Source organism: Undibacterium paludis (genome assembly GCF_022568815.1).
In the GTDB taxonomy this organism is placed as follows: Bacteria; Pseudomonadota; Gammaproteobacteria; order Burkholderiales; family Burkholderiaceae_D; genus Undibacterium.
This window is the reverse complement of sequence record NZ_JAKZHX010000007.1, coordinates 226,149-250,862: the sequence shown is the minus strand read 5'-3', so window position 1 is coordinate 250,862 and position 24,714 is coordinate 226,149. Positions and strand designations below refer to the sequence as shown.

23 protein-coding genes are annotated in these 24,714 nt (G+C 51.1%); 19 read left to right on the top strand and 4 right to left on the bottom strand.

The window, feature by feature from the left end; all coding sequences use genetic code 11:
• Window positions 1–172 precede the first annotated feature (172 nt).
• The 4 genes from rplU to proB all read left to right on the top strand — a co-directional run bounded on the left by rplU (window position 173) and on the right by proB (window position 3,536).
• Window positions 173–484 (top strand): 50S ribosomal protein L21, encoded by a 312-nt coding sequence (rplU, locus tag LZ463_RS13860; protein WP_162020347.1) that lies wholly within the window; start codon window positions 173–175, stop codon window positions 482–484.
• Between the two features lie 44 nt (window positions 485–528).
• Window positions 529–792, top strand: coding sequence for a 50S ribosomal protein L27 (gene rpmA / locus LZ463_RS13855; protein WP_241456400.1), 264 nt, complete (start codon window positions 529–531; stop codon window positions 790–792).
• Between the two features lie 271 nt (window positions 793–1,063).
• Window positions 1,064–2,173: a GTPase ObgE gene (gene obgE / locus LZ463_RS13850; protein ID WP_241456399.1), complete on the top strand. Its 1,110-nt coding sequence runs from the start codon at window positions 1,064–1,066 to the stop codon at window positions 2,171–2,173.
• A 244-nt stretch (window positions 2,174–2,417) separates the two neighbouring features.
• Window positions 2,418–3,536 (top strand): glutamate 5-kinase, encoded by a 1,119-nt coding sequence (gene proB, locus LZ463_RS13845; RefSeq protein ID WP_241456398.1) that lies wholly within the window; start codon window positions 2,418–2,420, stop codon window positions 3,534–3,536.
• Between the two features lie 78 nt (window positions 3,537–3,614).
• Here the strand turns inward: proB and LZ463_RS13840 are convergent, their stop codons facing one another.
• Both LZ463_RS13840 and LZ463_RS13835 read right to left on the bottom strand, forming a co-directional pair.
• Complete coding sequence (locus tag LZ463_RS13840) at window positions 3,615–4,121, bottom strand: CNP1-like family protein (RefSeq protein ID WP_241456397.1); 507 nt, start codon at window positions 4,119–4,121, stop codon at window positions 3,615–3,617.
• A gap of 3 nt (window positions 4,122–4,124) precedes the next feature.
• Window positions 4,125–4,697: an RNA pyrophosphohydrolase gene (locus LZ463_RS13835; protein ID WP_241456396.1), complete on the bottom strand. Its 573-nt coding sequence runs from the start codon at window positions 4,695–4,697 to the stop codon at window positions 4,125–4,127.
• A 215-nt stretch (window positions 4,698–4,912) separates the two neighbouring features.
• On the opposite strand from LZ463_RS13835, the gene LZ463_RS13830 reads away from it, so the two are divergent.
• The 4 genes from LZ463_RS13830 to LZ463_RS13815 all read left to right on the top strand — a co-directional run bounded on the left by LZ463_RS13830 (window position 4,913) and on the right by LZ463_RS13815 (window position 9,119).
• Window positions 4,913–6,637, top strand: coding sequence for a proline--tRNA ligase (locus LZ463_RS13830; RefSeq protein ID WP_241456395.1), 1,725 nt, complete (start codon window positions 4,913–4,915; stop codon window positions 6,635–6,637).
• 122 nt (window positions 6,638–6,759) lie between these two features.
• Window positions 6,760–7,338 (top strand): lytic transglycosylase domain-containing protein, encoded by a 579-nt coding sequence (locus LZ463_RS13825; protein ID WP_241456475.1) that lies wholly within the window; start codon window positions 6,760–6,762, stop codon window positions 7,336–7,338.
• Between the two features lie 366 nt (window positions 7,339–7,704).
• Window positions 7,705–8,406, top strand: a complete 702-nt coding sequence (locus tag LZ463_RS13820) for a hypothetical protein (RefSeq protein WP_241456394.1) — start codon at window positions 7,705–7,707, stop codon at window positions 8,404–8,406.
• A gap of 62 nt (window positions 8,407–8,468) precedes the next feature.
• Complete coding sequence (locus LZ463_RS13815; protein ID WP_241456393.1) at window positions 8,469–9,119, top strand: hypothetical protein; 651 nt, start codon at window positions 8,469–8,471, stop codon at window positions 9,117–9,119.
• Window positions 9,120–9,427: 308 nt separating this feature from the next.
• Here the strand turns inward: LZ463_RS13815 and LZ463_RS13810 are convergent, their stop codons facing one another.
• Window positions 9,428–9,835 (bottom strand): SWIB/MDM2 domain-containing protein, encoded by a 408-nt coding sequence (locus tag LZ463_RS13810; RefSeq protein ID WP_241456392.1) that lies wholly within the window; start codon window positions 9,833–9,835, stop codon window positions 9,428–9,430.
• A gap of 258 nt (window positions 9,836–10,093) precedes the next feature.
• Window positions 10,094–11,461: a signal recognition particle protein gene (gene ffh / locus LZ463_RS13805; protein WP_241456391.1), complete on the bottom strand. Its 1,368-nt coding sequence runs from the start codon at window positions 11,459–11,461 to the stop codon at window positions 10,094–10,096.
• Between the two features lie 444 nt (window positions 11,462–11,905).
• Here ffh and LZ463_RS13800 point away from each other — a divergent pair, with 444 nt between their 5' ends.
• From LZ463_RS13800 to LZ463_RS13750, 11 genes are all read left to right on the top strand, one after another.
• Window positions 11,906–13,054: an ABC transporter substrate-binding protein gene (locus tag LZ463_RS13800; RefSeq protein ID WP_241456390.1), complete on the top strand. Its 1,149-nt coding sequence runs from the start codon at window positions 11,906–11,908 to the stop codon at window positions 13,052–13,054.
• A 210-nt stretch (window positions 13,055–13,264) separates the two neighbouring features.
• Entirely contained in the window at window positions 13,265–14,236 is a 972-nt protein-coding gene (locus LZ463_RS13795) for an ABC transporter substrate-binding protein (RefSeq protein WP_241456389.1), read from the top strand.
• Between the two features lie 113 nt (window positions 14,237–14,349).
• The gene (locus LZ463_RS13790) at window positions 14,350–15,147 is read left to right on the top strand and encodes an ABC transporter permease (protein WP_489686118.1); all 798 of its coding nucleotides are present in this window, start codon (window positions 14,350–14,352) and stop codon (window positions 15,145–15,147) included.
• 1 nt (window position 15,148) lies between these two features.
• Window positions 15,149–15,946 (top strand): ABC transporter ATP-binding protein, encoded by a 798-nt coding sequence (locus LZ463_RS13785; protein WP_241456387.1) that lies wholly within the window; start codon window positions 15,149–15,151, stop codon window positions 15,944–15,946.
• A 60-nt stretch (window positions 15,947–16,006) separates the two neighbouring features.
• Window positions 16,007–16,465, top strand: a complete 459-nt coding sequence (locus LZ463_RS13780) for a cache domain-containing protein (RefSeq protein WP_241456386.1) — start codon at window positions 16,007–16,009, stop codon at window positions 16,463–16,465.
• 6 nt (window positions 16,466–16,471) lie between these two features.
• The gene (locus tag LZ463_RS13775) at window positions 16,472–18,301 is read left to right on the top strand and encodes a sensor histidine kinase (RefSeq protein WP_241456385.1); all 1,830 of its coding nucleotides are present in this window, start codon (window positions 16,472–16,474) and stop codon (window positions 18,299–18,301) included.
• 47 nt (window positions 18,302–18,348) lie between these two features.
• Window positions 18,349–19,707, top strand: coding sequence for a sigma-54-dependent transcriptional regulator (locus tag LZ463_RS13770; RefSeq protein WP_241456384.1), 1,359 nt, complete (start codon window positions 18,349–18,351; stop codon window positions 19,705–19,707).
• A 56-nt stretch (window positions 19,708–19,763) separates the two neighbouring features.
• The gene (locus LZ463_RS13765; RefSeq protein WP_241456383.1) at window positions 19,764–20,573 is read left to right on the top strand and encodes a cytochrome C assembly family protein; all 810 of its coding nucleotides are present in this window, start codon (window positions 19,764–19,766) and stop codon (window positions 20,571–20,573) included.
• Window positions 20,570–20,809 (top strand): PP0621 family protein, encoded by a 240-nt coding sequence (locus LZ463_RS13760; protein ID WP_241456382.1) that lies wholly within the window; start codon window positions 20,570–20,572, stop codon window positions 20,807–20,809. The genes LZ463_RS13765 and LZ463_RS13760 overlap by 4 nt, the downstream gene beginning before the upstream one ends.
• A gap of 24 nt (window positions 20,810–20,833) precedes the next feature.
• Window positions 20,834–22,606 carry a sensor histidine kinase gene (locus LZ463_RS13755; RefSeq protein WP_241456381.1) on the top strand — a complete coding sequence of 591 codons (1,773 nt, stop codon included), beginning with the start codon at window positions 20,834–20,836 and terminating at the stop codon, window positions 22,604–22,606.
• Window positions 22,603–24,057 carry a sigma-54-dependent transcriptional regulator gene (locus LZ463_RS13750; protein ID WP_277624048.1) on the top strand — a complete coding sequence of 485 codons (1,455 nt, stop codon included), beginning with the start codon at window positions 22,603–22,605 and terminating at the stop codon, window positions 24,055–24,057. The genes LZ463_RS13755 and LZ463_RS13750 overlap by 4 nt, the downstream gene beginning before the upstream one ends.
• Window positions 24,058–24,714 lie beyond the last annotated feature (657 nt).

The window sequence follows — 24,714 nt, the reverse complement described above, 5'->3', positions numbered from 1 at the left end:
ATTTATCGCAAGCCGATTGCCTGTTTACCATGGGTTTGCTGAAAAAATATGCAAATAGTCTTTGACGCTAGGGTGAGGATTATGTACAATCTGGGGTTTTCCCGATTTCTCAGATGGTTTTTCGCTCTGTAGCGGGAGAAAAATTCTTTTTATTCATTTGATGAGGTTTCACATGTACGCGGTCATAAAAACCGGCGGCAAACAATATAAAGTTGTCGCTGGTGAAAAACTTAAAGTAGAACAGATACCTGCAGACATTGGCTCCGAAATCACCATTGATCAAGTACTCGCTTTGGGTGCTGGTGAGACCATTAAGTTTGGTGCTCCATTGGTCGCAGGTGCTACGGTGCTGGCTAAGGTTGTAGATCACGGTCGTCACGACAAAGTGCGCATTTTCAAAATGCGTCGTCGTAAGCACTATCAGAAACGTCAAGGCCATCGCCAAAACTACACTGAATTGCAAATCGTCTCTATCAACGGCTAATCTGTAGATCAGCAACCATCTACCTGTATTCAAGGAGCTAATAAATGGCACACAAAAAAGGCGGCGGCACCACGCGCAACGGCCGTGACTCGGAATCGAAACGTCTTGGCGTTAAAGTTTACGGCGGTCAGACCATCAATGCTGGCGGCATCATCATTCGTCAACGCGGCACACGCGTACACGCTGGTGAAAACGTAGGCATGGGCAAAGACCACACTCTGTTCGCCCTGGTTAACGGCAAAGTACAATTCGCGACCAAAGGTGCCAACAAGCACCAGTACGCAATTGTTGTTGCTGACGCAGCGTAATGCATTGAAGTAATTCAAAGCAGGGCGCAAGCCAGTATGATAAAAGGCTCTGCCATTGGTAGAGCCTTTTTAGTTGGTTCCGGCGCAAGACCGGGGCAATGAGTATGTGCCATCAAGCGCACACGTCAGAAACGTACAAAACGCTATTCTTCTTTGACCAGATTTTGCTGACGGACTCGCTGTTGATCCTTTTAATTTGAAGAAATCCTGTATAAATTTATTGTTCCATCAGGATACAAAAATTTATACAAGCTTTTTTAGGTGGTAAAAAATGAAATTTATTGATGAAGCCCGTATCGAAGTGATTGCCGGTGACGGCGGTAATGGCGTGGCATCCTTCTGTCGTGAAAAATTCCGCCCGTTTGGCGGCCCTGACGGCGGCGATGGCGGTCGTGGTGGCAGCATCTGGGCGGTGGCTGACCGCAATATCAACACCCTGGTTGATTATCGCTATTCCAAATTGCATAAAGCCAAAGACGGTGAAAACGGTCGTGGCGCAGACTGCTATGGCAAAGGTGCTGAAGACATCCGCTTGCGCATGCCGGTAGGCACGCTGATCTGCGACCGGAATACCGATGAAGTGATCGCTGACCTGACCGAACATGGCCAGGAGGTGGAACTGGTCAAAGGTGGCGAGGGCGGCTGGGGCAATATCCACTTCAAGACTTCCACCAACCGTGCCCCGCGTCAGCGTACCGACGGTAAAGAAGGCGAACGTCGTGAATTGCGCCTGGAATTGAAAGTTCTGGCTGACGTTGGTCTGCTGGGTTTGCCTAATGCGGGTAAATCCACTTTCATCACGGCAGTATCGAATGCGCGCCCGAAAATTGCTGATTATCCTTTCACGACTTTGCACCCTAATCTGGGCATGGTGCGTGTCAGTCATGAAAAGAGCTTTGTTATTGCTGACATCCCTGGTCTGATCGAAGGGGCGGCAGATGGCGCGGGTCTGGGCATACAATTCTTAAAGCATTTGCAACGTACCGGTTTGCTGCTGCACATTGTTGACCTGGCACCGTTTGATGAAAATGTCGATCCGGTCAAGGAAGCCAAGGCTTTGATCAAGGAATTGCGCAAATACGATGAAAGCCTGTACGAGAAACCACGCTGGCTAGTGCTCAACAAGCTCGACGTACTGACAGAAGACGAGCGCAAGAAAAAGGTAAAGGACTTCGTCAAACGTTTCGCCTGGAAAGGCCCCGTCTTTGAGATTTCTGCATTGAACCGCGAGGGTTGCGAACAACTGGTGACAGAGATTTACAAGTACCTGGAAGAAAAACGCACGCAAGAACAGCGTTCACAAGAAACCCAGATGAAACAGGAAGCACAGGGTATCCTGTCCATTGATCCAGATGATCCGCGTTTCAAAGTAATTGATTGAATGAAAGCCCGGTTTTTACCGGGCTTTTTTTCGCCCGCAGTCCTGCGCGTGATGTTAGTGTTGCTTTTGAGTACGTAATTTATTTTTTTGATAACTTAAATCTCATTAAAATAAGAATTCATCACACGATTCTAAATTTAATTTAGATTGTCTATGCTCAATCCATATAAAGTATAATTTTCTGTTTTCGCTGTTCCACGTTCCGTAAAGTGGTCAGCAATTTGATCATTTGTACTGAGCATTTATGCAATCTGTCATCCAACAAGCAAAACGTCTGATCATCAAAGTCGGTTCTTCACTCGTCACCAACGACGGCAAGGGACTCGACAAAGTGGCTATCGCCAAATGGGCGGCGCAGATCGCCGCTTTGCGCAGCATGGGGAAGGAAGTCGTACTCGTCAGCTCCGGCGCCATTGCCGAGGGGCGCCAGCGTCTGGGTTTTGAAAAACGACCGACTGGCATCCATGAATTGCAGGCTTGTGCTGCTGTCGGGCAGATGGGGCTGGCGCAAATTTATGAAAGCAGCTTTAGTGAGCATGGCATAGGTACGGCGCAGATACTGTTGACGCATGCTGATCTGGCTGACCGTGAGCGCTATCTGAATGCGCGTTCCACACTGTTTACCCTGTTACGCTTTGGCGTCGTCCCTATCATCAATGAAAACGACACAGTGGTCACTGACGAAATCAAGTTTGGTGACAATGACACCCTTGGCGCCCTCGTGGCGAACCTGATAGAAGGCGACGCCCTGATCATCCTGACTGACCAGAAGGGTTTGTACACGGCAGATCCGCGTAAAAACCCGGATGCAGAATTTGTTCATGAGGCGCGTGCCGGTGATCCGGCGCTGGAGGCTATGGCTGGCGGGGCTGGTTCCAGCCTTGGCAGCGGTGGCATGCTGACCAAGATACTGGCTGCCAAGCGTGGCGCCAGTTCAGGTACGCATACGGTCATTGCCTGGGGGCGGGAAGAAAATGTGCTGCTGCGCCTGGCACAGGGGGAGTCCATAGGCACGCAATTGATATCGCAAATGGCGCCGCTGGCGGCACGCAAGCAATGGATGCTGGATCATTTGCAGACCTTGGGACAGATCGTACTCGATGCCGGTGCCGTGCAAAAGCTGACACGTGAGGGTAAGTCATTGTTACCCATAGGTGTGCTTGACGTGCGCGGCGAGTTCAGTCGCGGCGCTGTCGTTACCTGTTGTGATGAGGCTGGCAATGCTGTGGCCAAGGGGCTCAGCAACTATTCCAGTGCTGACGCACGCCGTATCAAGCGTCATGCATCCAGCGAAATCCTGGCCATTCTTGGCTTTGTGGAAGAGCCGGAACTAATACACAGGGACAATCTGGTTTTGTTGTAAATCGTATAAAAAAAGGAGCAGTTTGTCATCAAACTGCTCTTTGATTTCATTCGCTGGACTTGTAGTGCGTCATCCGTTTCAGCGCCATGGAGATTTCTTACCGCGTAATTTTTCCAGTAAAACCTCGGCCTTGCCGGCTATGGTGTGCCCTTCGCAAAAATATTCCGAATACAGTGTGCTGTGCTGCTTGTTCAAGCCACGATTGGAAATTGCTTCCCACTGGTTGCGGCGTGAACGTGACCAGGCACCATCAGGGCGTCCGAATGCATACAGTTTCACCTCATAAGTCTGGCAGCGCAGGCCTTCGTAGCTGATATTTTTTGCGCCTGCCGAACTGGTGGCAACCAGGGTATAGCGTATCGTGCCGTCAGCAGCAACCGATAGAGACTTGGTATCGATGGCGAATGACTGGTTGCCACTATTGTAAAAATTCAACAGGTTTTCTGGTTTGGGCGCTTCAGGCAACTGCAAGGCGACCTCGTGCCATTCTTTATCATCCTCTTCCAGTTCTGCTGCATAACTGCCGACAAGCGGCAAACAACTGAGTGCAAGAATGATAAAGTGGCGTAATTGTATATTTGGCATAAATTATTTGGATTCTTCCGGTTCGGTTTTTTTGCCGTTCTGGGCTTTTTGCGTCTGTTGCTGGCTGCGCAAATAGCGATTGCGGTTGGAGTTTGGATGTTCCGTCCTGTGCACATAACGTGACAATTCCTGCAGGGCCAGTTGATAGACCCCGCGCTTGAACTCAATCACCACATCCAGCGGTACCCAGTAATCATGCCAGCGCCAGGCATCAAATTCAGGATGGGTGCTGGCCCGCAGATTGACATCGCAATCACGGCCTATCATGCGCAACAGGAACCAGATTTGTTTCTGGCCGCGGTAATGCCCGCGAATTTCACGCTTGATGAAATGATCCGGTACCTCATAGCGCAGCCAGTCACGGGTGCGGCCGATGACTTTGACATGCTCTGGCAGCAAGCCGGTTTCTTCTTCGAGTTCACGGAACATGGCCTGTTCCGGAGACTCACCATATTTAATGCCACCCTGCGGGAATTGCCAGGAGTGCTCGCGCACACGTTTTCCCCACCATACCTCATTGTTGGCGTTTAGCAAAATTATGCCAACGTTAGGGCGGAAGCCTTCACGATCCAGCATGTTCAACCTCAAAACTTTCTGTGGCTAAACGGCTTGCTCCTGCATTAGATATCGATAGTTTCGTCGAAAAACACCGCTTTTTTCAGCGGGCAGCGTCAAGCGAGGCGAACAAATCGCAGTTTCCTTCATCAAATGTGCAAAGAGTGGGCGCATTAGCCAGCTAATCCTTTAAAATTGAGTTGATTATAACCCTCCATTTAAAAAGAATCACTGTCATGCGTGCTACACGATTTTTTATTTCCACACTGAAAGAAGCGCCTGCCGATGCCGAAATCGTCAGCCATAAACTGATGATGCGCGCGGGCATGATCAAACGCCTGGGTTCCGGTATCTACAATTACATGCCCATGGGCCTGCGCATCATCCGCAAAGTCGAAAACATTATTCGTGAGGAAATGAATCGCGCCGGCGCGATAGAAATGCTGATGCCTGTCGTGCAACCAGCTGAACTCTGGCAGGAAACCGGGCGCTGGGACAAAATGGGACCAGAACTGATGCGGGTGAAAGACCGCCATGGCCGCGATTACATCATCCAGCCGACCTCCGAAGAAGCGATCACTGACGTGGTTCGTACAGAAATTCGCTCTTACCGCCAGTTGCCGGTCAATTTTTACCATATCCAGACCAAGTTCCGTGATGAGCGTCGCCCACGCTTTGGCCTGATGCGTGGCCGTGAATTCACCATGAAAGACGCTTATTCGTTCGACCGTGATGTTGAGGGCTTGAAAAAATCCTATCAAATCATGTATGACGCCTATACCCGCATCTTTGAGCGTTTTGGCTTGCAGTTCCGTGCTGTTGCTGCTGACAATGGCGCCATCGGCGGCTCTGGTTCGCATGAGTTCCACGTGATTGCTGATACCGGTGAAGACGCGCTGGTGTATTGCCCAAGCTCAGATTACGCCGCCAATATGGAAGCCGCGGAAGCCGTTGCACTCAGTACTGAACGTGCGCCTGCTGGCGCTGCGCTGACCAAAACGGCAACACCTGGCAAAGCCAAGTGCGAAGATGTGGCGGAATTGCTGGGCATACCCCTGCAAACTACGGTCAAGTCCATCGTACTGGCGGTTGATACTGAAAAAGGTGCAGAAGTCTGGCTGCTGTTATTGCGTGGTGACCATGAGCTCAATGAAGTCAAGGCCAGCAAAGTTGCCGGCCTGGCTAATTACCGTTTTGCGACCGAAGCAGAAATCGTCGAGCACTTTGGCAGCAAACCAGGTTACCTTGGTCCTGTCGGCACGGTCAAGCCAGTCAAGGTGGTTGCTGACAGAACCGTCGTCAACATGGCTGATTTTGTCTGTGGCGCCAACGAGACCGATTATCACTATACCGGTACCAACTGGGGGCGTGATTTGCCTGAACCAGAAGTGGCCGACCTGCGCAATGTCGTTGCCGGTGATCCTTCTCCAGATGGCAAAGGTGTGCTGGCCATACAGCGTGGTATCGAAGTGGGCCATGTATTCCAGCTTGGTACCCGCTATTCCGACGACATGAAAGCCACTTTCCTTGACGAGAATGGCAAGCCACAAGTCTTGCAAATGGGGTGTTACGGCATCGGTGTGACACGCATACTTGGTGCCGCCATTGAACAGAATTTTGACGACAAAGGCATCATCTGGCCCACCGCCATTGCGCCGTTTGAAGTCGTGATCTGTCCTATGGGCATGGATCGCAGCGAGGCTGTCAAAACCGAAACAGAAGCACTGTACCAGGCGCTGCTGACCGCTGGTGTTGACGTCATTCTCGATGACCGCGGTGAACGTCCAGGCGCCATGTTTGCTGATTGGGAATTGATCGGTGTACCGCATCGTGTGGTCATTGGCGACCGTGGTCTGAAAGAGGGCAAGCTGGAATACCTGGGACGTCGTGATGCCGAAGCCAGCAATGTGCCAGTTGCAGAAATGCTGGCCTTCATTCAATCCAAACTCGCAGGAAAATAAATAGCAGGATGAACTATTTTTACTTGCGCTTTTGCGTATGGCGCAATGGAAGTCGTTTCAGTCACCGCTTTGGCATGCAGGCATTGGCAAGATCATGGATAAGGTTCCTTGCCTCTGGCTGCATGATCATCCTGGCCCTGTCAGGATTGCCTGCTCATGCGGGCAATCAAAAAGAAGAGGCGATGGCAGATTCAGTCCGCCTCGCCCTGGCTAAAGCAGTGTCTGATTCCAGGCCACCCAAACCGACTTTCAATAATATTGAAGAGCGTATCAAATACCTGAATTGGCTGGGTGAGATGTCCACGCGGCTGAGCAAGCGTATTCCTGATATGCAGACCCGCAGGGAATTGCTGGAAGCCATCTGGTATGAATCCAAGCGTGCCGGTCTTGATACCGCCATGGTCATGGGTCTGATGCAGGTGGAATCGGCCTTTCGCAAATATGCGACGTCGGTAGTGGGGGCACGTGGTTATATGCAGGTCATGCCCTTCTGGTCGCGTGTGATTGGCGACGGGGATGCGAAAAAGCTGTTTCAGATGCAAACCAACCTACGTTACGGCTGCTCCATCCTGCGTATGTATATCGACATGGAAAACGGCGACCTCTACCTTGCCCTCGGACGCTACAATGGCAGCCGTGGCCGTCCTGAATATCCCAAGGCAGTATTGGCAAACTGGAAGAATTGGGAATATCCTAAATAAGCACTACCCACCGCCATCACGACATGTGTCGGCAGATAGCAGGTTGCCAGCAGGTGGAGGAAGGCTGCAAGGTGGCATGCCCTGCTACCTCCGGTACATGCTGATGCGCCTTTTTATGCCGGCTGTTTGGAAAAGACGTGAATTCCTGCACAATCCCTAGCGGACTGTAACAGTGAAAAGCGAAGTGCCGACTATGTGCGCGCCGACCAGGGCGGCGTTGCAAATACGCGCGATAGCCCCGCTATCGCTGTGTTTATTTGTCAAAACCTTGCCTTGCCCTGAGTCACCGGGCACATGTCCTTCACTTCCGCTTTCACTGTTACAGTCCACTAGTGTCTTTTTTATTAAAAGCCAGGGTGGTCATGCATGCAATTTTACAGCGACGAAAAATTGGTACGTTCACATGGACGAATACTGATCATTGTCTGCCTGCTGCATGTCAGTGTGTATTTTGTCTGGCCGATAATCGGGGGACGTACGCCGGCCAGACTGGCAGAAAAGACGGCAGGTGAACTGTTTTTCTTGAGCGCATCACCGCCACCGTTGCGGCAACCAGAGAGGAAATCGGAGTCAAAGCAGTCACAGTCACCAGTGCGCCTGCTGACACCGTCAGTGCCAGTTGTCACTTCGCACGCGCCGATATCAGTAAGCACTGAAAATCCGGCAGCAAACCAGGTAACAAATCAGGTACCAACGCAAAGCGAGTTACCGGGTTTTCCGGAGGTACAGCAAGCGAATCCGGATACACAGGTTGGCGCTACAGCACCAACACGCATCAATCGCGACCTTGGTCGTATCATCAGGGAAGTGCAGCGCGAATTACCGAATCGCACTATTCCAGGCCAGGAAAAACCGGACAAATCATCCATGCTGACGTTCGCCAAAAATGTTGAAGCTGCGGCCCGTGCGCGTGGTACCGAGATCAAGACCTTCACTTTATCTGATGGCACATCCGTTACCAAGGTGACGACTCCTGCCGGTACTTATTGTGTCATTGCCGGCCAGACGACGGCGGCGAATTTTGGCAAAGACCCTGGCACCAGGACTGTCAGCTGCGGGAACTATTGAGAGATTTGCCTGGGGCGTGCAATGAACACAAATGACTGTTTGACGGATATCTGGAGAGAGCGATGCTGACCTTGCATAGCCGTGAAAATGATCGCCACTCTGACTTGCAGATACTGCTTGCAGTGATGGTTTTGCATTTGTGTCTGTATTTCACCTGGCCAATCATCAGGACGCAGCGCACATCTGACAATCAGGCGTCTGCCAGCCTGGTTTTCTTGAATTTACCCGCACCCAAAAAAGAACTGGCCATGCAACCGTTACCAGTCAGGCCAACAGAGCGCTTGAGCAAGCCTTCTCTGGCATCAGCCATACCGGCACAGACGGTTGAACCGGTGACAAGGCCGACACCTGTCGAGACCACGCCAGACTCCTCCACGTTCTCCTTTCCGCCAGCAGAAAGTCCGTCATCTCCATCTGTCATCAATCGTGATGTCACTGCGGTCTTCCAGGGAATGAAAAAAGACTTCCAGGAGCGCGACCGTGTCACCAGCAAAGTACCGCCTGCAGCCATGGCCAAACTTGGCGCACGAATTGCGGCATCGTCGACAGTGATGCGGGAGGGTGTCAGGCACGAAGTCTATACGCTGGGTGATGGCCGGCCAGTATCCAAGGTCATTACACCGTTTGGCACCTACTGTATCCTGCATCGCAAACCCGGGGAAACCATAGGCAATGAGCTGGCGACGGTACCTGTTACCTGCGATAACCTGTAGCGTGACGCTTTGGTCACCGCCGGTTTATCGATGAAATGCCCGAGTTGTACAGTACTTGCCATTTGACCGGGAAAATGAATATGCTTGTACACACGTTGTTGACAGCACGAGATAATAAATCAAAGTTTTACAGGTGTATGTATACCTTGTCCCCATCTTGGAATGGCCTGCTTTGAGTTAACAATATAATTGATTTCCGTTTTGAGAAAACAAAAATGCCCGCGCGATGCGGGCATTTTTGTTTGGGATGGGACTGACTGCTTCCCTTTAAGTTTCCCAAAGCAACTGCGGAAATCTAACCCTGTCAATCAGGACAGATGGCCGGAAATGAGTTTAGTCATTTCAAACATGGACACTTGTTTCTTGCCACCGAAAACGGCTTTCAACTTGTCATCCGCGTTGATGTTGCGTTTGTTTGCTTCATCTTGCAGTTTGTGCTTCTTGATGTATTCCCATACTTTTTTAGTGACTTCAGTACGAGGGATTGCTGCTGCGCCGATTACTGCTGCCAGAACTGGAGAGATAGTCATCGGCTTCATGAATGCTGCATTTGGCTTGCGCGCTGCTGCCGGTTTTGCTGCTGCCGCTGCTTTTTTAGGAGCTGCTGCAGGTTTTGCGGCTGGCTTTGCTGCTGCCTTGGCTGCAGGTTTTGCCGCTGGCTTTGCTGCTGCTTTGGCTGCCGGTTTTGCTGCTGGTTTTTTTGCTGCTGTTGCCATAAATAGCCTCCTTCACAAATTTCTTGGATGGAGCTTTGATCGTTTTGAAAAGCTCCTGCATTGCGTCACTTCACGCATCGCTAATAGTGGTGCGGTTTTTACAGGGATGCAAGTGTTTTTTGCGGGTTTTCAGTGAAAAAGTGCAGGATTTTGCCTGTCGTTGGATTTCCGCATTAAAAAAGACCGGATTAGCACCTTTGGGGCGGCTATCCGGTCCAGTTTTCATAGAGTGAATTGTGCGGCAGGTTAAGGGAAATTTCAGCGTTTTCCGGGCATCATACCCTTCATGCTGCGCAACATTTTCATCATGCCGCCACCACGCAATTTCTTCATCATCGATTGCATCTGGTCGAACTGGGCCAGCATGCGGTTTACTTCCTGTATCTGCACACCTGCCCCGGCAGCGATACGGCGCTTGCGCGAAGCCTTGATCAACTCCGGTTTTGCTCTTTCCTGTGGAGTCATGGAATTGATCATGCCTTCCATGCGTCTGACCTGTTTTTCAGCCTGGTCCATGTTTGCACCGCTGGCTGCCTGTTGCATCTGCGCCGGTAATTTGTCCATCAGACTCGACAGGCCACCCATATTCTTCATTTGGGAAATCTGCAGCTTGAAGTCGTTCATGTCAAATTTGCCGCCATCCTTGAGCTTGTGCGCCAGGTCCTGGGCCGCCGCTACGTCCATGCCTTTTTGCGCCGATTCGACCAGGGCCAGGATATCGCCCATGCCCAGAATACGGTTCGCCATGCGGGTGGCGTCAAAAGATTCCAGTCCATCGAGTTTTTCGGCAACACCGACAAACTTGACCGGTTTGCCTGTGATATGGCGTACGGACAGCGCGGCGCCGCCACGGGCATCACCGTCGAGTTTGGTCAGCACTACACCGGTCAATGGCAGGGCATCATTAAAGGCTTTGGCGGTATTGACAGCATCCTGACCCAGCATGGCGTCGACCACAAACAGGGTTTCGATAGGGTTGACGGCAGCGTGGACGGCGGCTATTTCCTGCATCATCGCTTCATCAATGCCAAGGCGACCGGCAGTATCAATGATCAGCACATCATGATAGTGTTTTTTCGCATAATCAAGGGCCGCCAGGGCGATATCAACTGGCTTGTCCGTCGGTGAAGACGGGAAAAAGTCTGCGCCAACCTGTTGTGTGACGGTTTGCAACTGGCCTATCGCCGCAGGGCGGTAAACGTCGGCAGAAACAGTCAATACCTTTTTCTTTTTTTGCTCACGCAGGTATTTGGCCAGCTTACCGACTGTCGTGGTTTTACCTGCGCCCTGCAGGCCGGCCATCAGGATGATCGCCGGTGGCTGGCAGGCAAAACTCAATTGCGATGCCTCGTCACCGAGATCAGCACCCATCAGGGCTGCCAGTTCTTTCTGAACGACGCCGACCAGGGCCTGGCCTGGGGTCAGCGACGAAATCACTTCTTCACCCATGGCTTTTTCTTTGACACGGGCGATCAGTTCACGTACGGCGGGCAGGGCCACGTCGGCTTCCAGCAATGCCATGCGCACTTCGCGCAACATGTCAGCAGTATTGGATTCAGTCAGGCGGGCTTCGCCACGCATGGTCTTGACGACTTTGGCTAGGCGCTGGGTCAGGTTATCGAGCATGTTTGCTTAAAAATCTTAAGAAAAAATCAATGGAGCGGCACGCTGTGCACTTGTCGTGCAAGCAGCAGTATCAGTAAAACGTGCATTTTACCTGAAGCCGACTGGTGACTCAGGCATTTCGCAGCCGATAGCAGGTATATAGGGGAGAAATTCCGGAATTCCAGAATCTGGCAAGATGCGTGGACGGGATTTCAGACGCATGTGGGTTATTACGTATATATTTTAGGGCAAAAATCAATTAAAACGTATGTGCAAGGCTTCATTTTGGTGCATGGTACGAAGTCTGCTAATAGAAGTGTTATCAGCGCTTGTCAGGGTACTTCTGGCGGGGCGTATCTGACTCTATCATTCTGGCTTGACTAAATGGTAAAGCAGTATGTTCCGACTACCAGAGAGTGTTTTGGCCTGTCCCATGAATAGACGCTCAATAATCTGGAGACAATCATGAATCAACTTCCTCGTGCATGGCGCTTGCCAGGCATGCTCAGCCTGTGTACCCTGCTTATGCTTCCTCTTGCCAGTCGCGCCGAAGACGGTGTGACGGACAGTACTATCCTGATAGGGCAAACTGTAGGCCTGACTGGACAGATAGCCGGGCCCGTCAAGGAAATGAATGCGGGTGCAGCAGCCTATTTTGCCCAGGTCAATAAAAATGGCGGCATCAATGGCCGCAAGATAGAGCTGCGCATACTGGACGATAAATTTGACCCTGCCATGTCCGCCAGCAATGCCGAGACCCTGGTCAAGAAGGAGCATGTCTTTGCCCTGTTCCAATGTCGTGGCACTCCGCATACCCAAGCCTTGCTGCCTTTGCTGGCTGCCAGCAAGGTGCCATTGATCGCGCCAAGCACAGGTGCCGCTGTCTTCCACAATCCGGTCAATCACTATATTTTCAATGTCAGAGCCAAGTACCAGGATGAAGTAAAAAAAGGCGTGGAGCAATTGTCCACCATTGGTTTCAAGGACATTGCCCTGGTCCATGTCGATGACACGTTTGGTGGTGATGGTCTTGAAGGTTTCCAGTCGGCGATGGCCGAATTCAAATTACGGCCCGCATTAGTCGCCAAATACGACAGGGCCAAGCCGGATGTCGCCAAAACTGTAAACGAAGTGATGGCCTCGCCAGCCAAGGCGGTGATCATTGTCGGTTCGGCTACTACTGTTGCCGAACTCATTCTTGGTTTGCGAGCCAAGGGCAACACTGCGCAAATCATGACTTTGTCGAATAACTCGTCGCAATCCTTTATCGATTCCCTGGGGGCATCGGCAACCGGCATCATGGTTTCCCAGATCATGCCGGCGCCACATCTGGTATCGAGCGGACTGGGCCAGGAATTCAAGACCGTTGCCATGGGTAACGGTGTGTCGCCATCCTACGCGGCGATGGAAGGCTTTGTATCTGCCAAGGTGCTGGTGGAGGGCTTGAAGCGCGCTGGCAAGACACCGACACGTGAAGGCCTGATCCGCGCACTGGAATCCATGCATAAGGTGGATCTTGGCGGCGTTACGGTAACCTATGGCGAGCGTGATCACACAGGCAGTGAGTTTGTGGAGCTGACCATGATAGGCAAGGACAAGCGCTTCGTGCGCTAGTCTATTGAATATGTTGACCAGCAAACAGTGCGGAAAAGCCGAAAACGCCGCTGCAAATATCCGGATAGTCGCAACAGAAATTGCCCTGGATTTGAAAAAAGTGAATAAAATCAGGTGTTTACTTTTATGTGTTTGCTGGCACAGTATCTGCTAAAGAGAATGTGCAAAACAAAATCAAACTGAACTTCAGCCAAATTCGAGGAGACAAAGATGCTTAAAAAAGTGCTGTTGGCAACGATGATTGCCGGTAGTTTTTTCACTGCTGCAGTACAGGCGCAAGAAGTTGTGCGCCTGGGTAATCTGAAATTTGCCCATTATGGCGCCGTATCCTATATCAAGGAAATCGCTCCCAAATGCGGTATCAAGGTAGAGGAGCGCGTCTTCGCCAAAGGCCTCGATGCCATGCAGGCCGTGATTGCCGGTGAACTTGATGTAGGTGCAGTTTCTTCAGAGGCAGTTATTTCTGCCCGCGCCAGCGGTACACCGATTTACCTGGTGGCCGGTTTTGCCAAAGGCGGTGCCCGCCTGGTTGGCCGTACCGACCTGGGCATGAAGACGGTAAAAGACCTGAAAGGCAAGAAGGTTGGCGTGACTCGCGGTGGCATCCAGGACATTCTGCTGGCCGCTGAACTGTCGCAAAACGGCCTGACGTATTCAGATCAGCCGGGCAAGGATGTACAGATCATTTACCTCGGTTTCCCAGACCTGAACCAGGCTCTGCTGGGCAAGAATATCGATGCCATCATGCAGTCAGAGCCATATTCTTCTCAGGCCATTAACAAGGGCTTTGGCAATGAAATCATCAAACCCTATGACACACCGATAGGTGAACCGGTGCGTACCATGGTCATGACCGAGAAGTTCTATAAAGAACGTCGTCCGGTTGCTGAAAAATTCATGCGCTGTTTTGTCGAAGCGACCAAGACCTTTATCGACAATAAGGAACTGGCCGAAAAATACGTACGTGAAAACATGTTCAAGGGGCAGGTCAGCCATGAAGATTTCGTCAATGCCATAGAGAATTCCCCATACTCTTATGACGTGACAGCGGAGCATATACAGATCACCACTGATCTGATGCAGAAATATGGCGTTGGCAAAATGGCCAAACCGCCAGTCGCCAGGGATTGGGTAAAAACCGATCTGCTGGAACAGGCCAAAAAGAGTCTGAATATCAAATAAGTATCAAGTCAGTCAGTAGTTGAGCTTGAAGGGTGTATTGCCTCCGTTGAGGACTCAGTGCACCCGGCTCACAAACTCTTGAAGGAAAAATCATGAAATTCAAATGGCGTGAAATGGGCGCGGGGCTGATTGTGCCCGTTATTTTGATCATCATCTGGCAGACGGTGACGAGTATGGGCTGGGTGAATGCGCAGGTGTTGCCATCCCCATTGGCGGTGGTAAAGAAATGGATAGAGTACGCTTCACCTTATGAAGCGCGTGACCCGGCAACCACCAGTTGGCTGGCATGGGCGTTCTCTGGGGAGTTGATACGCGATACCATGGGCAGCATGTATCGTGTGCTGGTTGGTTTTGTCGTCGGCGCTGGACTGGCTCTGCCATTGGGCCTGGCCATGGGATCAAGCCAGCGCGCCTATGCCTGGATGAATCCTTTACTACAAGTCCTGCGGCCGATACCCCCGATAGCCTATATACCCTTGTCGATACTCTGGTTTGGTTTGGGTAATCCGCCTGCGATCTTCCTGATTGCGATAGGGGCGTTTTTCCCGGTATTGATGAATACGATTGCCGGTGTGCGCCATGTGGATGGTATCTACATACGCGCAGCCCGTAATCTGGGAGCCAGTCAGACGACCATGTTTGTAAGGGTAATGCTGCCTGCGGCTGTCCCTTACATATTGTCGGGTGTGCGTATCGGTATCGGTACTGCTTTTATTGTCGTAATTGTGTCGGAAATGATTGCCGTCAATAATGGTCTGGGCTTCCGCATTCTTGAAGCGCGTGAATATTTTTGGTCGGACAAGATCATCGCAGGCATGATGAGTATAGGTCTACTGGGTCTGGCTATCGACCTGGGCATGAACAAACTGAATAATTACTTGCTGCGCTGGCACCGTGGACTGGAGAACTGAGATGAAAGCTACTCATATTAAAATTCAAGGGGTGAATAAGATTTTCAAGACTGCTGACAAGGAAGTTGTTGCCCTGCGCGATATCAATCTTGAAATACCTGAAGGCCAGTTCGTCTGCCTGCTCGGTCCTTCCGGTTGCGGCAAGTCGACACTGCTCAATGCCGTAGCAGGGTTTGCCCTGCCGACTTCGGGGGCTATTACTGCCAATGGAGCTGTGGTCAGTGCTCCCGGCCCTGACCGTGGCATGGTGTTCCAGGAATATGCGCTTTTTCCCTGGATGACGGTAGAACAGAACATCGCTTTCGGCCTGGAAATCAAGGGCATGGGCAAGGCAGAAATCCAGTCTCGCGTTGCCAGCCTGCTCGCCATGCTGGGGCTGAGCGACTTCAAGGCACGTTTTCCCAAGGATTTATCGGGCGGCATGCGTCAGCGAGTTGCAATTGCCCGCGTATTGGCGCTGGATTCACCTATTATGTTAATGGATGAGCCTTTTGGCGCGCTTGATGCCCTGACACGACGTAACCTGCAGGATGAATTACTGCGTATCTGGTCAGAGCTGAAAAAAACCATCATCTTTGTGACCCACAGTATAGAAGAAGCGATTTTCCTGGCTGATCGCATCATTGTCATGACTTACCGGCCAGGTACAGTGAAAAAGGATTTGCTGGTGGAACTGCCTCGTGGGCGCGATCCTTCCAGTCCGGCCTTTAATGCATTGAAGCGGGAATTAAGCCTGATGGTGATGGAAGAGCAGCAAAGACATCACAACGATGAATTGAAAATGGCGGCAGTTGATTAGTAAAAACAGCGTGGCCGTAGTTTGGGCATGCCTACAAACAATCATAAGGAGAGAGACATCATGCTGAAATTTGCAAGAATGGTAGTAGCAGGACTGGTTTTTCTGATGGGTGTGCCAAGCCAGGCGCAAAGCACGCATGGCACGGCGACTGAGGCCGTTGCCATGGTGCAAAAAGTGATTGCCAGCATCAAGTCAGCAGGTCGCGAAAAGACCTTTGCCGACATTAACAACCTGCAAGGTCCTTACCGCGATCGTGATCTGTACATCACGGTCAATGACATGAATGGTAAAAACCTGGCGCACGGCGCAAATGCCAAAATGCAGGGCAAGGATTTGCTGGATTTGAAGGATGCCGATGGCAAGCTGTTCATGCGTGAACGTCTGGAACTCGCCAAAACCAAGGGCAAGGGCTGGCAAGACTATAAGTTCGTCAATCCTGTCTCCAAGCAGATAGAGCAAAAATCGATGTACTTCGAAAAGTATGAAGATATTATTGTCAACTGCGGTATCTATAAATAAGCAGCTGTGACGGCAAAGCATGACAGGCAGGGCAGCATCCACAGCCGATGGGTATTGCTTAGTATCGTCAGCTTTTCGATTACGCTCATCGTTGGCAGCTATTTTATTGCGGCCAGATTTGCCAGGGAAAATATCCGGCAGTCTGGAGAACGGCAATTGCAAATCATCGCCCTTGACATCGAATCTGTACTTGAGCGCTATGAGACCCTGCCCTTTGTCGTTTCTTACCTGCCTTTGACGGCACAGGCGCTGCTGGATCACGGCGACGCCAGTGCCGGTGTGCGGCAAAACCTGAATTTGAATTTGCAGGAACTGGCGGCACAGGCCAAGGTTGCGGCGATTTACCTGATGGATGTGCAGGGGAATACGATTGCCGCCAGTAACTGGTCCACACCACAAAGTTACCTGGGGCAGAACTTTGCATTTCGTCCCTATTTTTCTGAGGCGTTGAAACAAAAAAGTCCGGGGCATTTTTATGCAATAGGTAATACTACCAATATCCCCGGTTACTTTATTTCACAACCGGTGTACCCGCCCGGCAGTCAGCGCGGCAGCCAGGCGCCGATCGGTGTGATCGCCGTCAAGATCGACTTGAATGAGTTTGAACAGGCCTGGCGCAGCAGCGAAGAGCCGATTGCGCTCAGTGACAGTCATGGCGTGGTCTTCCTGAGTAATCGCCCGGCCTGGAAATATCACAGCCTGCAGGTTTTACCCGCAAGCGTGCAAGATAATTTGCGCACCACCTTACAATACGGTGGTCAACATATACAGGCAATTGCACAGTTGCCCTTGAAAGAGCAAAAAGGTTACGACACGTATTTGCAAAGGCCGATAGGTCGTTTGAAATGGCAATTGATGTTGTTCCCTGACCAGGGCAAGGTCTTGCGCACCGGGTTTTTGTCGGCTCTGGTGTTGACCCTGATGCTTGGTATGGGCCTGGCCTTTGCTGCTGTCGTTGATCAACGCAGGCGCAGGCTGGAAGAAGGGCGTCAGGCTCAGCTCGCACTGAAGCAGGCTGCCGATGAGCTGGAATTACATATCGCAGAACGTACCCGTCAACTGACGCAGGCCAATGAAGAGTTCGAAGCCAAGTACCTTACCCTGAAACAGACAGAAAATTTACTGCGCTCAACCCAGAATGAAATGGTGCAGGCTGGTAAACTGGCCATGCTGGGGCAGATGGCCACCGGCATTACCCATGAACTGAACCAGCCGCTGACGGCAATCCGCGCCTTTGCAGACAATGCCATCACCTTCATGCATCGTGGCAAGGCGGAACAGGCACTGGCCAATTTGCAGCATATCAGCCATGCCAGTGAGCGCATGGGCAGCATTATCACCCAACTGAAAGGTTTTGCCAGAAAAAGCCCGAACGCCATAGCCGAGGTTGATGTGCAAATGGCGATTCACTCGGCGGTCAGTTTATTGCAGAGCGAAATAGAGCGACGCAATGTACAACTTGATGTAGAGATAGTCGACTCTATTGTGGTCATGGGTGATAGGGTCAGGATAGAACAAGTGCTGATTAACCTGATACGCAATGCACTTGACGCTGTCGAACAGAGTCAGCGCAGGGAAGTGCAGGTACGTTTGTGCAGTACAGGTCAAATGGCCAGCATATGTATCAGTGACAGCGGTACCGGCATACCCGAGCATGTAGTCAAGCACTTGTTCGAACCGTTTTTCACTACCAAGGAAATTGGTCAGGGCCTGGGTCTGGGGCTGGCAATTTCTTCATCCATCGTGCAAGCCATGAACGGCAGCCTGACAGCCAGTAACCGACCAGAGGGGGGCGCCGCATTTACGGTAAGCTTACCTCTCATGGGCGTTGCATAGATTGGTGTGCATGCATATGACACTATGCGTATCAAGGAAGAATGACAATGACTGAATTGTTTGCCATATTAATAGAGGACGAGCAGGCGGTACGCCTGGCTACCGCCCAGACGCTGGAACTGGGTGGCTTTGAGGTAATGGCTTTTGCCAGTGCCGAGCTGGCCGAGTCATCTATCAGCGCTGATTATGCAGGCATCATCGTAACCGATGTGCGCCTGCCTGGAAAATCAGGACTGGAAGTGCTGGAAAAAGTGCGCGCCATCGACAGTGAACTGCCAGTGATCATCATTACCGGCCATGGCGATGTCAGCATGGCGGTGGAAGCCATGCGTCATGGCGCCTATGATTTCCTGGAAAAGCCGTTTGCAGCGGATCGTCTGCTTGATGCCTGTCTGCGGGCGCAGGAAAAGCGTCGGCTGGTCATGGAAAATCGCAAACTGAAAATGTCCTGGTTGCATCATGCAGCCACCCCGGACCTGATAGGTCAGAGCCAGCCAATTGAGCGGGTACGCAAATTCATACAAAGCATAGGACCCACCCAGGCTGATGTATTGATCAATGGTGCGACTGGTTCAGGCAAGGAAGTCGTTGCCAGACAATTGCACCTGGCAAGTGGCCGACGGGGTGAATTCGTTGCCATCAATTGCGGCGCCTTGCCCGAGTCTGTATTTGAAAGCGAGATTTTCGGGCATGAGGCTGGCGCTTTTACCAGTGCCCAGAAGCGACGCATAGGCAAGCTTGAATATGCACAAGGTGGCACAGTCTTTCTTGATGAAATTGAAAGTATGCCCCTGAACCTGCAAATCAAATTACTCAGAGTCTTGCAGGAACGCTGTCTGGAAAGACTGGGTGGCAATCAATCGATCGCGCTTGATTGCCGGATTATTGCTGCCAGCAAGGCTGATTTGCTCAAGCTCAGCGCTCAGGGGCAATTTCGTGAAGACCTGTATTACCGGCTGAGTGTGGTCAATATCAATCTGCCCCGGCTCAATGACAGACGTGAGGATATACCCTTGTTGCTGTCTTATTTTGTACAAAGAGCTGCTCTGCGCTATCAAAAGCAGGTAGTTAGCTGGACTGCTGCACAGATGCAACACTGGATGCAGCGGGACTGGCAGGGAAACGTACGTCAATTGCGCAATTTTGCCGATCAACTGGTATTGGGAGTAGCTGAATTTGCTGATAATCCAGCCGGCCAAGATCAGCCATCGACAGCGGGGGGAAATGTCAGCCTGCCAGAGAAAATCGACGCTTACGAGGTCAGCCTGATCCAGGCTGCGCTGGAAAAACATGCCAATAATGTTGCTGCAGCGGCAGACGCCCTGGGCATACCCAAGAAAACTCTGTATGACAAGATGAAAAAATATCAAAAATCCTTGTCTCTCATCAATCCGACTAATGGATAAGCGCTATAAAACGAGCATAGTCCAACTTTTGAGGCGACATGGTGTAAACTTGTCCCATGCAAATCTATCTATCATTTCTTGCTGCCACCATATATATAGTCAGTATCCTGCTGCCGGAACGCTGGCTGGATGTGGCAAAGGGTATTAGCGCGCTGGCCTGGTTGACGCATGGCGTGGCGTTGTGGCTCACCATCTTCCCTGAAGGTGCATTGCGTGTCGGTTTTGCCGTCATGTTGTCGGCAGCACTTTGGGTGTCGGTATTTGTCTGCTGGCTGGAAAACCGAAATCAGTCACTTGATGGGTTGCGGCTGCTGTTAATGCCCAATGCTGCACTGATGGCTTTGCTGCCGGGTTTTTTCCCAGGCAGCCTGGTTACGCTGGCAGGTAGAACCGACATGTTTCCCTGGCATGTGGTGGTGGCCTTGCTGGCTTACAGCACCCTGACCATCGCTGCTTTCCATGCGCTGGTGATGACAGTGCAGGACAAACACCTACATCAATTGCGTGGCTCCAGGCGGCGGGTATGGCTCAATGGCCTGATCGATAAATTGCCAGCATTGCTGACGATGGAAAAAATCCTGTTTCGTTTTGTCTTGCTTGGCTTTGTCTTATTGACATTGACGGTCTTGTCAGGCGTCATATTTTCTGAACAGGTGCTGGGCGTGGCTTTTAAGTGGGACCATAAAACCATATTGTCTTTGTTGTCCTGGTTATTGTTTGCCATCCTGCTGGCCGGGCGTTACTTGCGGGGCTGGCGTGGCAAAACCGTGCTGAGCTTCACGTTGTCCGGATTTATTACTCTCTTGCTGGCCTATGTGGGGAGCCGTTTTGTACTGGAAGTCTTGTTGCACAGGAGCCTGTCATGAGACTTCTGTTCTGGCTGGGACTTCTGGTCCTGGTGGTATTGGCTCTAAAGAAAAAAATCCAGCCACCGGCAGGGTCAGTCAGGCCGACCAACCCAGTCCAGGATGCCGGTAGCAAAGGCGGTGATGCCGAAGCCATGGTGTGCTGCGCCCATTGCCAAATCTATTTACCAGCCTCTGAAGCGGTGCACCGCGGCCAGCAAGTCTATTGCAGCAACGAACACGCCGACCTGGCATGACAAAGCACATCACTCCTGGCACCTATGTCTGAGGCTCATCCTTCAACGGCGGAACCGTCACATTCTTTCTGGCGTTCGCTACAAACACTGAATGCTTCACGCATTATCGTGGCTGCCAGCTTGCTGATATTGCTGAGTTTGCGCAGTGGCAAGGATATCTGGACCAGTGATCATCTGTTCGGCCGGGATATAGGCTTGCTGTATCTGTTGGTTGCCATTGGTTTCGTGGTGCTAAAACAAGTGTATCCCCGCCGCTTCATGTGGCAACTGACAGCGCAGATATTGCTGGATATTGCCATTATCTCAGCTATGTATCTGGCTGATGGCGGTAGCAAGAGTGGACTTGGGATTTTGTATTTGTTCCCTTTGGCAGGTGTGGCCATTCTCAGCCCGCTGCTCTGGTCTTTCTTTTTTACTTCTATCGTAGTGCTGTTCATATTAGCAGAGAGTGTTTATCACTATCTGCGTGCAGAAGATGGCTCCCCGTTATCACAGGTAGGTTTGTACGGTGCTGCTTATTTTGCCGTGGTCACTGTAGTTAACCGCCTGGCGCGTAACCTGATCAATCAGGAGCAGTTGGCCGCGCAGCGTGGCAACGCACTGGCAATACAGCAAGCTATCAATCAATTGGTGGTCACCGATATGGGTGATGGCATGCTGGTGCTTGATCAGGATGGTTGCATGTTTGAAATTAACCCGGCAGCCACGCGTATGCTCGGTGGCAATCTGAACAAGGAAATGATAGGTATTGAGTTGGCCAGCATTTCCGCCTTGCGACCCATCGTCGAAATTCTGAACGTCATGCAAAACCGTGAAAGCAAGTTTGAACGGCGCAAGGAGGAGGAGATTTCCTTCGTCTCTATACGATGTTATCTTGATGAGCTCAGGCCGGAAATGGTGGAATTGGCCGAACTGGTGGCGGATACAGAAGCTCGTGAGCGCTCTGAGCGTGAACGTCCGCATTTTGTCACGCACCTGAAATTGCGTTTTGTTACCATCAAAGGTGTCAATGCTGGCGACGTCAAGGACCGGGCCGGCAGCTATACCATTATCTTTATGCAAGATGTTTCTGACATAGAGAACCAGGCGCAGCAATTGAAGCTGGCCTCCATGGGACGGCTGACCGCCAGTATTGCCCATGAAGTGCGTAATCCCCTTTCCTCCATTTCCTATGCAGCCTCATTACTCAATGAAGACCTGCATCATCTGGGGCAGGACAGGAAACAGGCACTACGCCTGTTAAAGATTGTTGATGACAATGTGGCGCGACTGAACCAGTTGATTGAGGATATTCTTAAGCTGTCACGCAAGGCACAATCCGATATCGAACCCTATATGGTGATGGATCATGTCGCCGATATGGTGCAGGATTTTGTGGAGACCAAGGGCCTGGCCGGGGACCTGATACTGGTGGTCAAGAGCAAAGACTTCACTGTCAACTTTGATCCCAGTCATTTACGGGAAGTGGTCTTGAATTTACTGTCGAATGCGATACGCTATGCCAGTGGGCAACCTGGCAGCATACGGCTGTTTGCTTATGTTAACGCTACCGGCCGTCAGGAATTGCATATACAAGATGATGGACCGGTGATTCCCTACGATGTCAGATCGCATTTGTTTGAACCTTTTTACACTACTTCACGCATGGGAACAGGGCTGGGCTTGTACATGGCAAGGGAACTGTGTTTGAATAATCATGCCTTGCTTGATTATGAATACCGGGTAGAAGAGACCGACAGTGGCAAGAGCGAACCTAGTGGACGTTTTGTAATTAATTTCTCTGGATATAGTGCATGAGTATGAATGAAGCATCGGCTTGTCCGCGCATCCTGGTCGTCGATGACGAGGCGCATTTGCGGGAATTGCTGGAAATTACCCTCATCAAGATGGGGCTTGATGTAGACAGCGCCGAAACTCTGACGATTGCACGTAGCTATTTGAGCAAGCGCGCTTATGCCCTGGTATTGACTGACATGCGTCTGCCAGATGGTTCGGGGATGGAACTGGTACAGGAAGTCAACACGCTATACAAAAGCACGCCTATCGCTGTTATCACCGCGTTCGGCAGTGCCGATAATGCCGTGGTTGCCCTGAAAGCCGGTGCCTTTGATTATGTTTCCAAACCGGTAGCCCTGGATCAGTTGCGCAAGCTGGTCAGGTCTGCCCTGCAAACCAATGAAGTACAGAAAGAACAGCAGGCGGCGCCAGAAAAGTTGGCCGCCCCGGCCAGTTCTTTCATGATAGGCCAGTCCCAGGGGATGCAAGAGGTCAGGGCGCAAATCAGTCGTCTCGCGCGTAGCATGGCTCCTGTCATCATTACCGGCGAATCCGGCAGCGGCAAAGAGTTGGCAGCACGCGAGATACACACCAGCAGTGCGCGTTCCGGCAAACCTTTTATTGCTGTCAATTGTGGCGCCATCCCTGAAACCCTGATGGAAGCCGAATTCTTTGGTTACAGAAAAGGGGCTTTCACGGGCGCAGCTGATGACAGGGACGGTTTTTTTCAGGCGGCCAGCGGCGGCACCCTGATGCTTGACGAAGTGGCTGACCTGCCGCTACCCATGCAGGTGAAGTTGCTGAGGGCAATCCAGGAGAGGCGAGTGCGCAAGGTTGGTTCAACGGTAGAGGAGGCAGTCGACGTCCGTATCATCAGTGCTACTCACCAAAATCTGGCGATTTGCGTGGAAGAGGGCCGTTTCCGCCAGGATTTGTATTACCGCCTCAATGTCATTGAGCTGCATCTGCCGCCACTGCGTGAGCGACTGGAAGATATTGTTGAGCTGTCCTCAAATATCCTCAAGAAACTGACCGGCAATGATGTCAACATGTCGGAAGAGGCAATCGACGCATTGATTAGCTACGATTTTCCTGGCAATGTCCGTGAACTGGAAAATATACTGGAACGTGCCGTCGCTTTCGCCAACGACGGTTGCATTGAGGTAGCTGATCTGGTCTTGCGTGGCGCCAGAAAATCCGGTGACCAGGCAGTGATGCTGCCGGCACAGGTTGACGTGAGCCAGGTTGAGGAGCGTCCCCAGGTACCGGCTGACCATGCTTCTGCTGTGAACCTGTTTGCTGCTCCCAGCCTGCCATGTTCATTGCCCGATTATCTGGAAAATGTTGAACGGGAAATGATCCGGCGTGCTCTGTATCAAACCCGCAACAACCGCACCCAGGCGGCAGAATTACTGGGTGTCAGCTTCAGACAATTACGCTACCAGATACAGAAATTGAAAATCCAGGAATAGCTCGCTTTCAATTTAACAGAAGCAAGGCTGCCAGACCAGGTCTTGATGAACCTGACCTGTCTGCATGGTTGCAATCAAACCCTGGCACTGACAGGCACTTCGCTTTTCACTGTTGCAGTCCACTATATATAGTGTCTCAGTGCGACCTCAGCTTATTGGCAAATAAACACAGCTTATTTGCGCGCTTTCTCCTTGTCAGAGTGTATGCAAACGCAACTCTGGCTATTCTTTTCAAGTTGTTCTTGCGACTCCCATCCCTTTGCAGTCAGACGGCAGGTGTCGTCGTTAGTGTCCACTTCCACCAGTGCCACTGCCTTACTGTGCTTTGCCAATGTCAACACTAAAAGCAGGTTTTGCGTAAAAAAATAATTCAATTATTTAAATGAAAAGCGGTTGCATATACCAAGTTGGGGTACTAGAATTAGGGCAAATAAAAATTAGCGCACTATATGTAGTGGTTTAAGTGATTTGTTTGTTTTCTTTCCTTGCTTCAATTTCCCTTCTTGTTTTGCAATTGTTTTAGCAAATGATTTGAACAAAATAAATTGGATATGAGAATTTTTCATATCCGGCTGTTGGCTGTATTGCGCATTACCTGTTTAACCCCATTACCCTCAAGGTGCTTTCTTCATGTGCACTTTGTCGGGAAAAATAACA

Bases quoted from the DNA above. Each gene is read 5' to 3' on its own strand.
- rplU (WP_162020347.1), top strand. From the start codon at position 173: ATGTACGCGGTCATAAAAACCGGCGGCAAACAATATAAAGTTGTCGCT.
- rpmA (WP_241456400.1), top strand. From the start codon at position 529: ATGGCACACAAAAAAGGCGGCGGCACCACGCGCAACGGCCGTGACTCG.
- obgE (WP_241456399.1), top strand. From the start codon at position 1,064: ATGAAATTTATTGATGAAGCCCGTATCGAAGTGATTGCCGGTGACGGC.
- proB (WP_241456398.1), top strand. From the start codon at position 2,418: ATGCAATCTGTCATCCAACAAGCAAAACGTCTGATCATCAAAGTCGGT.
- LZ463_RS13840 (WP_241456397.1), bottom strand. From the start codon at position 4,121: ATGCCAAATATACAATTACGCCACTTTATCATTCTTGCACTCAGTTGT.
- LZ463_RS13835 (WP_241456396.1), bottom strand. From the start codon at position 4,697: ATGCTGGATCGTGAAGGCTTCCGCCCTAACGTTGGCATAATTTTGCTA.
- LZ463_RS13830 (WP_241456395.1), top strand. From the start codon at position 4,913: ATGCGTGCTACACGATTTTTTATTTCCACACTGAAAGAAGCGCCTGCC.
- LZ463_RS13825 (WP_241456475.1), top strand. From the start codon at position 6,760: ATGATCATCCTGGCCCTGTCAGGATTGCCTGCTCATGCGGGCAATCAA.
- LZ463_RS13820 (WP_241456394.1), top strand. From the start codon at position 7,705: ATGCAATTTTACAGCGACGAAAAATTGGTACGTTCACATGGACGAATA.
- LZ463_RS13815 (WP_241456393.1), top strand. From the start codon at position 8,469: ATGCTGACCTTGCATAGCCGTGAAAATGATCGCCACTCTGACTTGCAG.
- LZ463_RS13810 (WP_241456392.1), bottom strand. From the start codon at position 9,835: ATGGCAACAGCAGCAAAAAAACCAGCAGCAAAACCGGCAGCCAAAGCA.
- ffh (WP_241456391.1), bottom strand. From the start codon at position 11,461: ATGCTCGATAACCTGACCCAGCGCCTAGCCAAAGTCGTCAAGACCATG.
- LZ463_RS13800 (WP_241456390.1), top strand. From the start codon at position 11,906: ATGAATCAACTTCCTCGTGCATGGCGCTTGCCAGGCATGCTCAGCCTG.
- LZ463_RS13795 (WP_241456389.1), top strand. From the start codon at position 13,265: ATGCTTAAAAAAGTGCTGTTGGCAACGATGATTGCCGGTAGTTTTTTC.
- LZ463_RS13790 (WP_489686118.1), top strand. From the start codon at position 14,350: ATGGGCGCGGGGCTGATTGTGCCCGTTATTTTGATCATCATCTGGCAG.
- LZ463_RS13785 (WP_241456387.1), top strand. From the start codon at position 15,149: ATGAAAGCTACTCATATTAAAATTCAAGGGGTGAATAAGATTTTCAAG.
- LZ463_RS13780 (WP_241456386.1), top strand. From the start codon at position 16,007: ATGCTGAAATTTGCAAGAATGGTAGTAGCAGGACTGGTTTTTCTGATG.
- LZ463_RS13770 (WP_241456384.1), top strand. From the start codon at position 18,349: ATGACTGAATTGTTTGCCATATTAATAGAGGACGAGCAGGCGGTACGC.
- LZ463_RS13765 (WP_241456383.1), top strand. From the start codon at position 19,764: ATGCAAATCTATCTATCATTTCTTGCTGCCACCATATATATAGTCAGT.
- LZ463_RS13760 (WP_241456382.1), top strand. From the start codon at position 20,570: ATGAGACTTCTGTTCTGGCTGGGACTTCTGGTCCTGGTGGTATTGGCT.
- LZ463_RS13755 (WP_241456381.1), top strand. From the start codon at position 20,834: ATGTCTGAGGCTCATCCTTCAACGGCGGAACCGTCACATTCTTTCTGG.
- LZ463_RS13750 (WP_277624048.1), top strand. From the start codon at position 22,603: ATGAGTATGAATGAAGCATCGGCTTGTCCGCGCATCCTGGTCGTCGAT.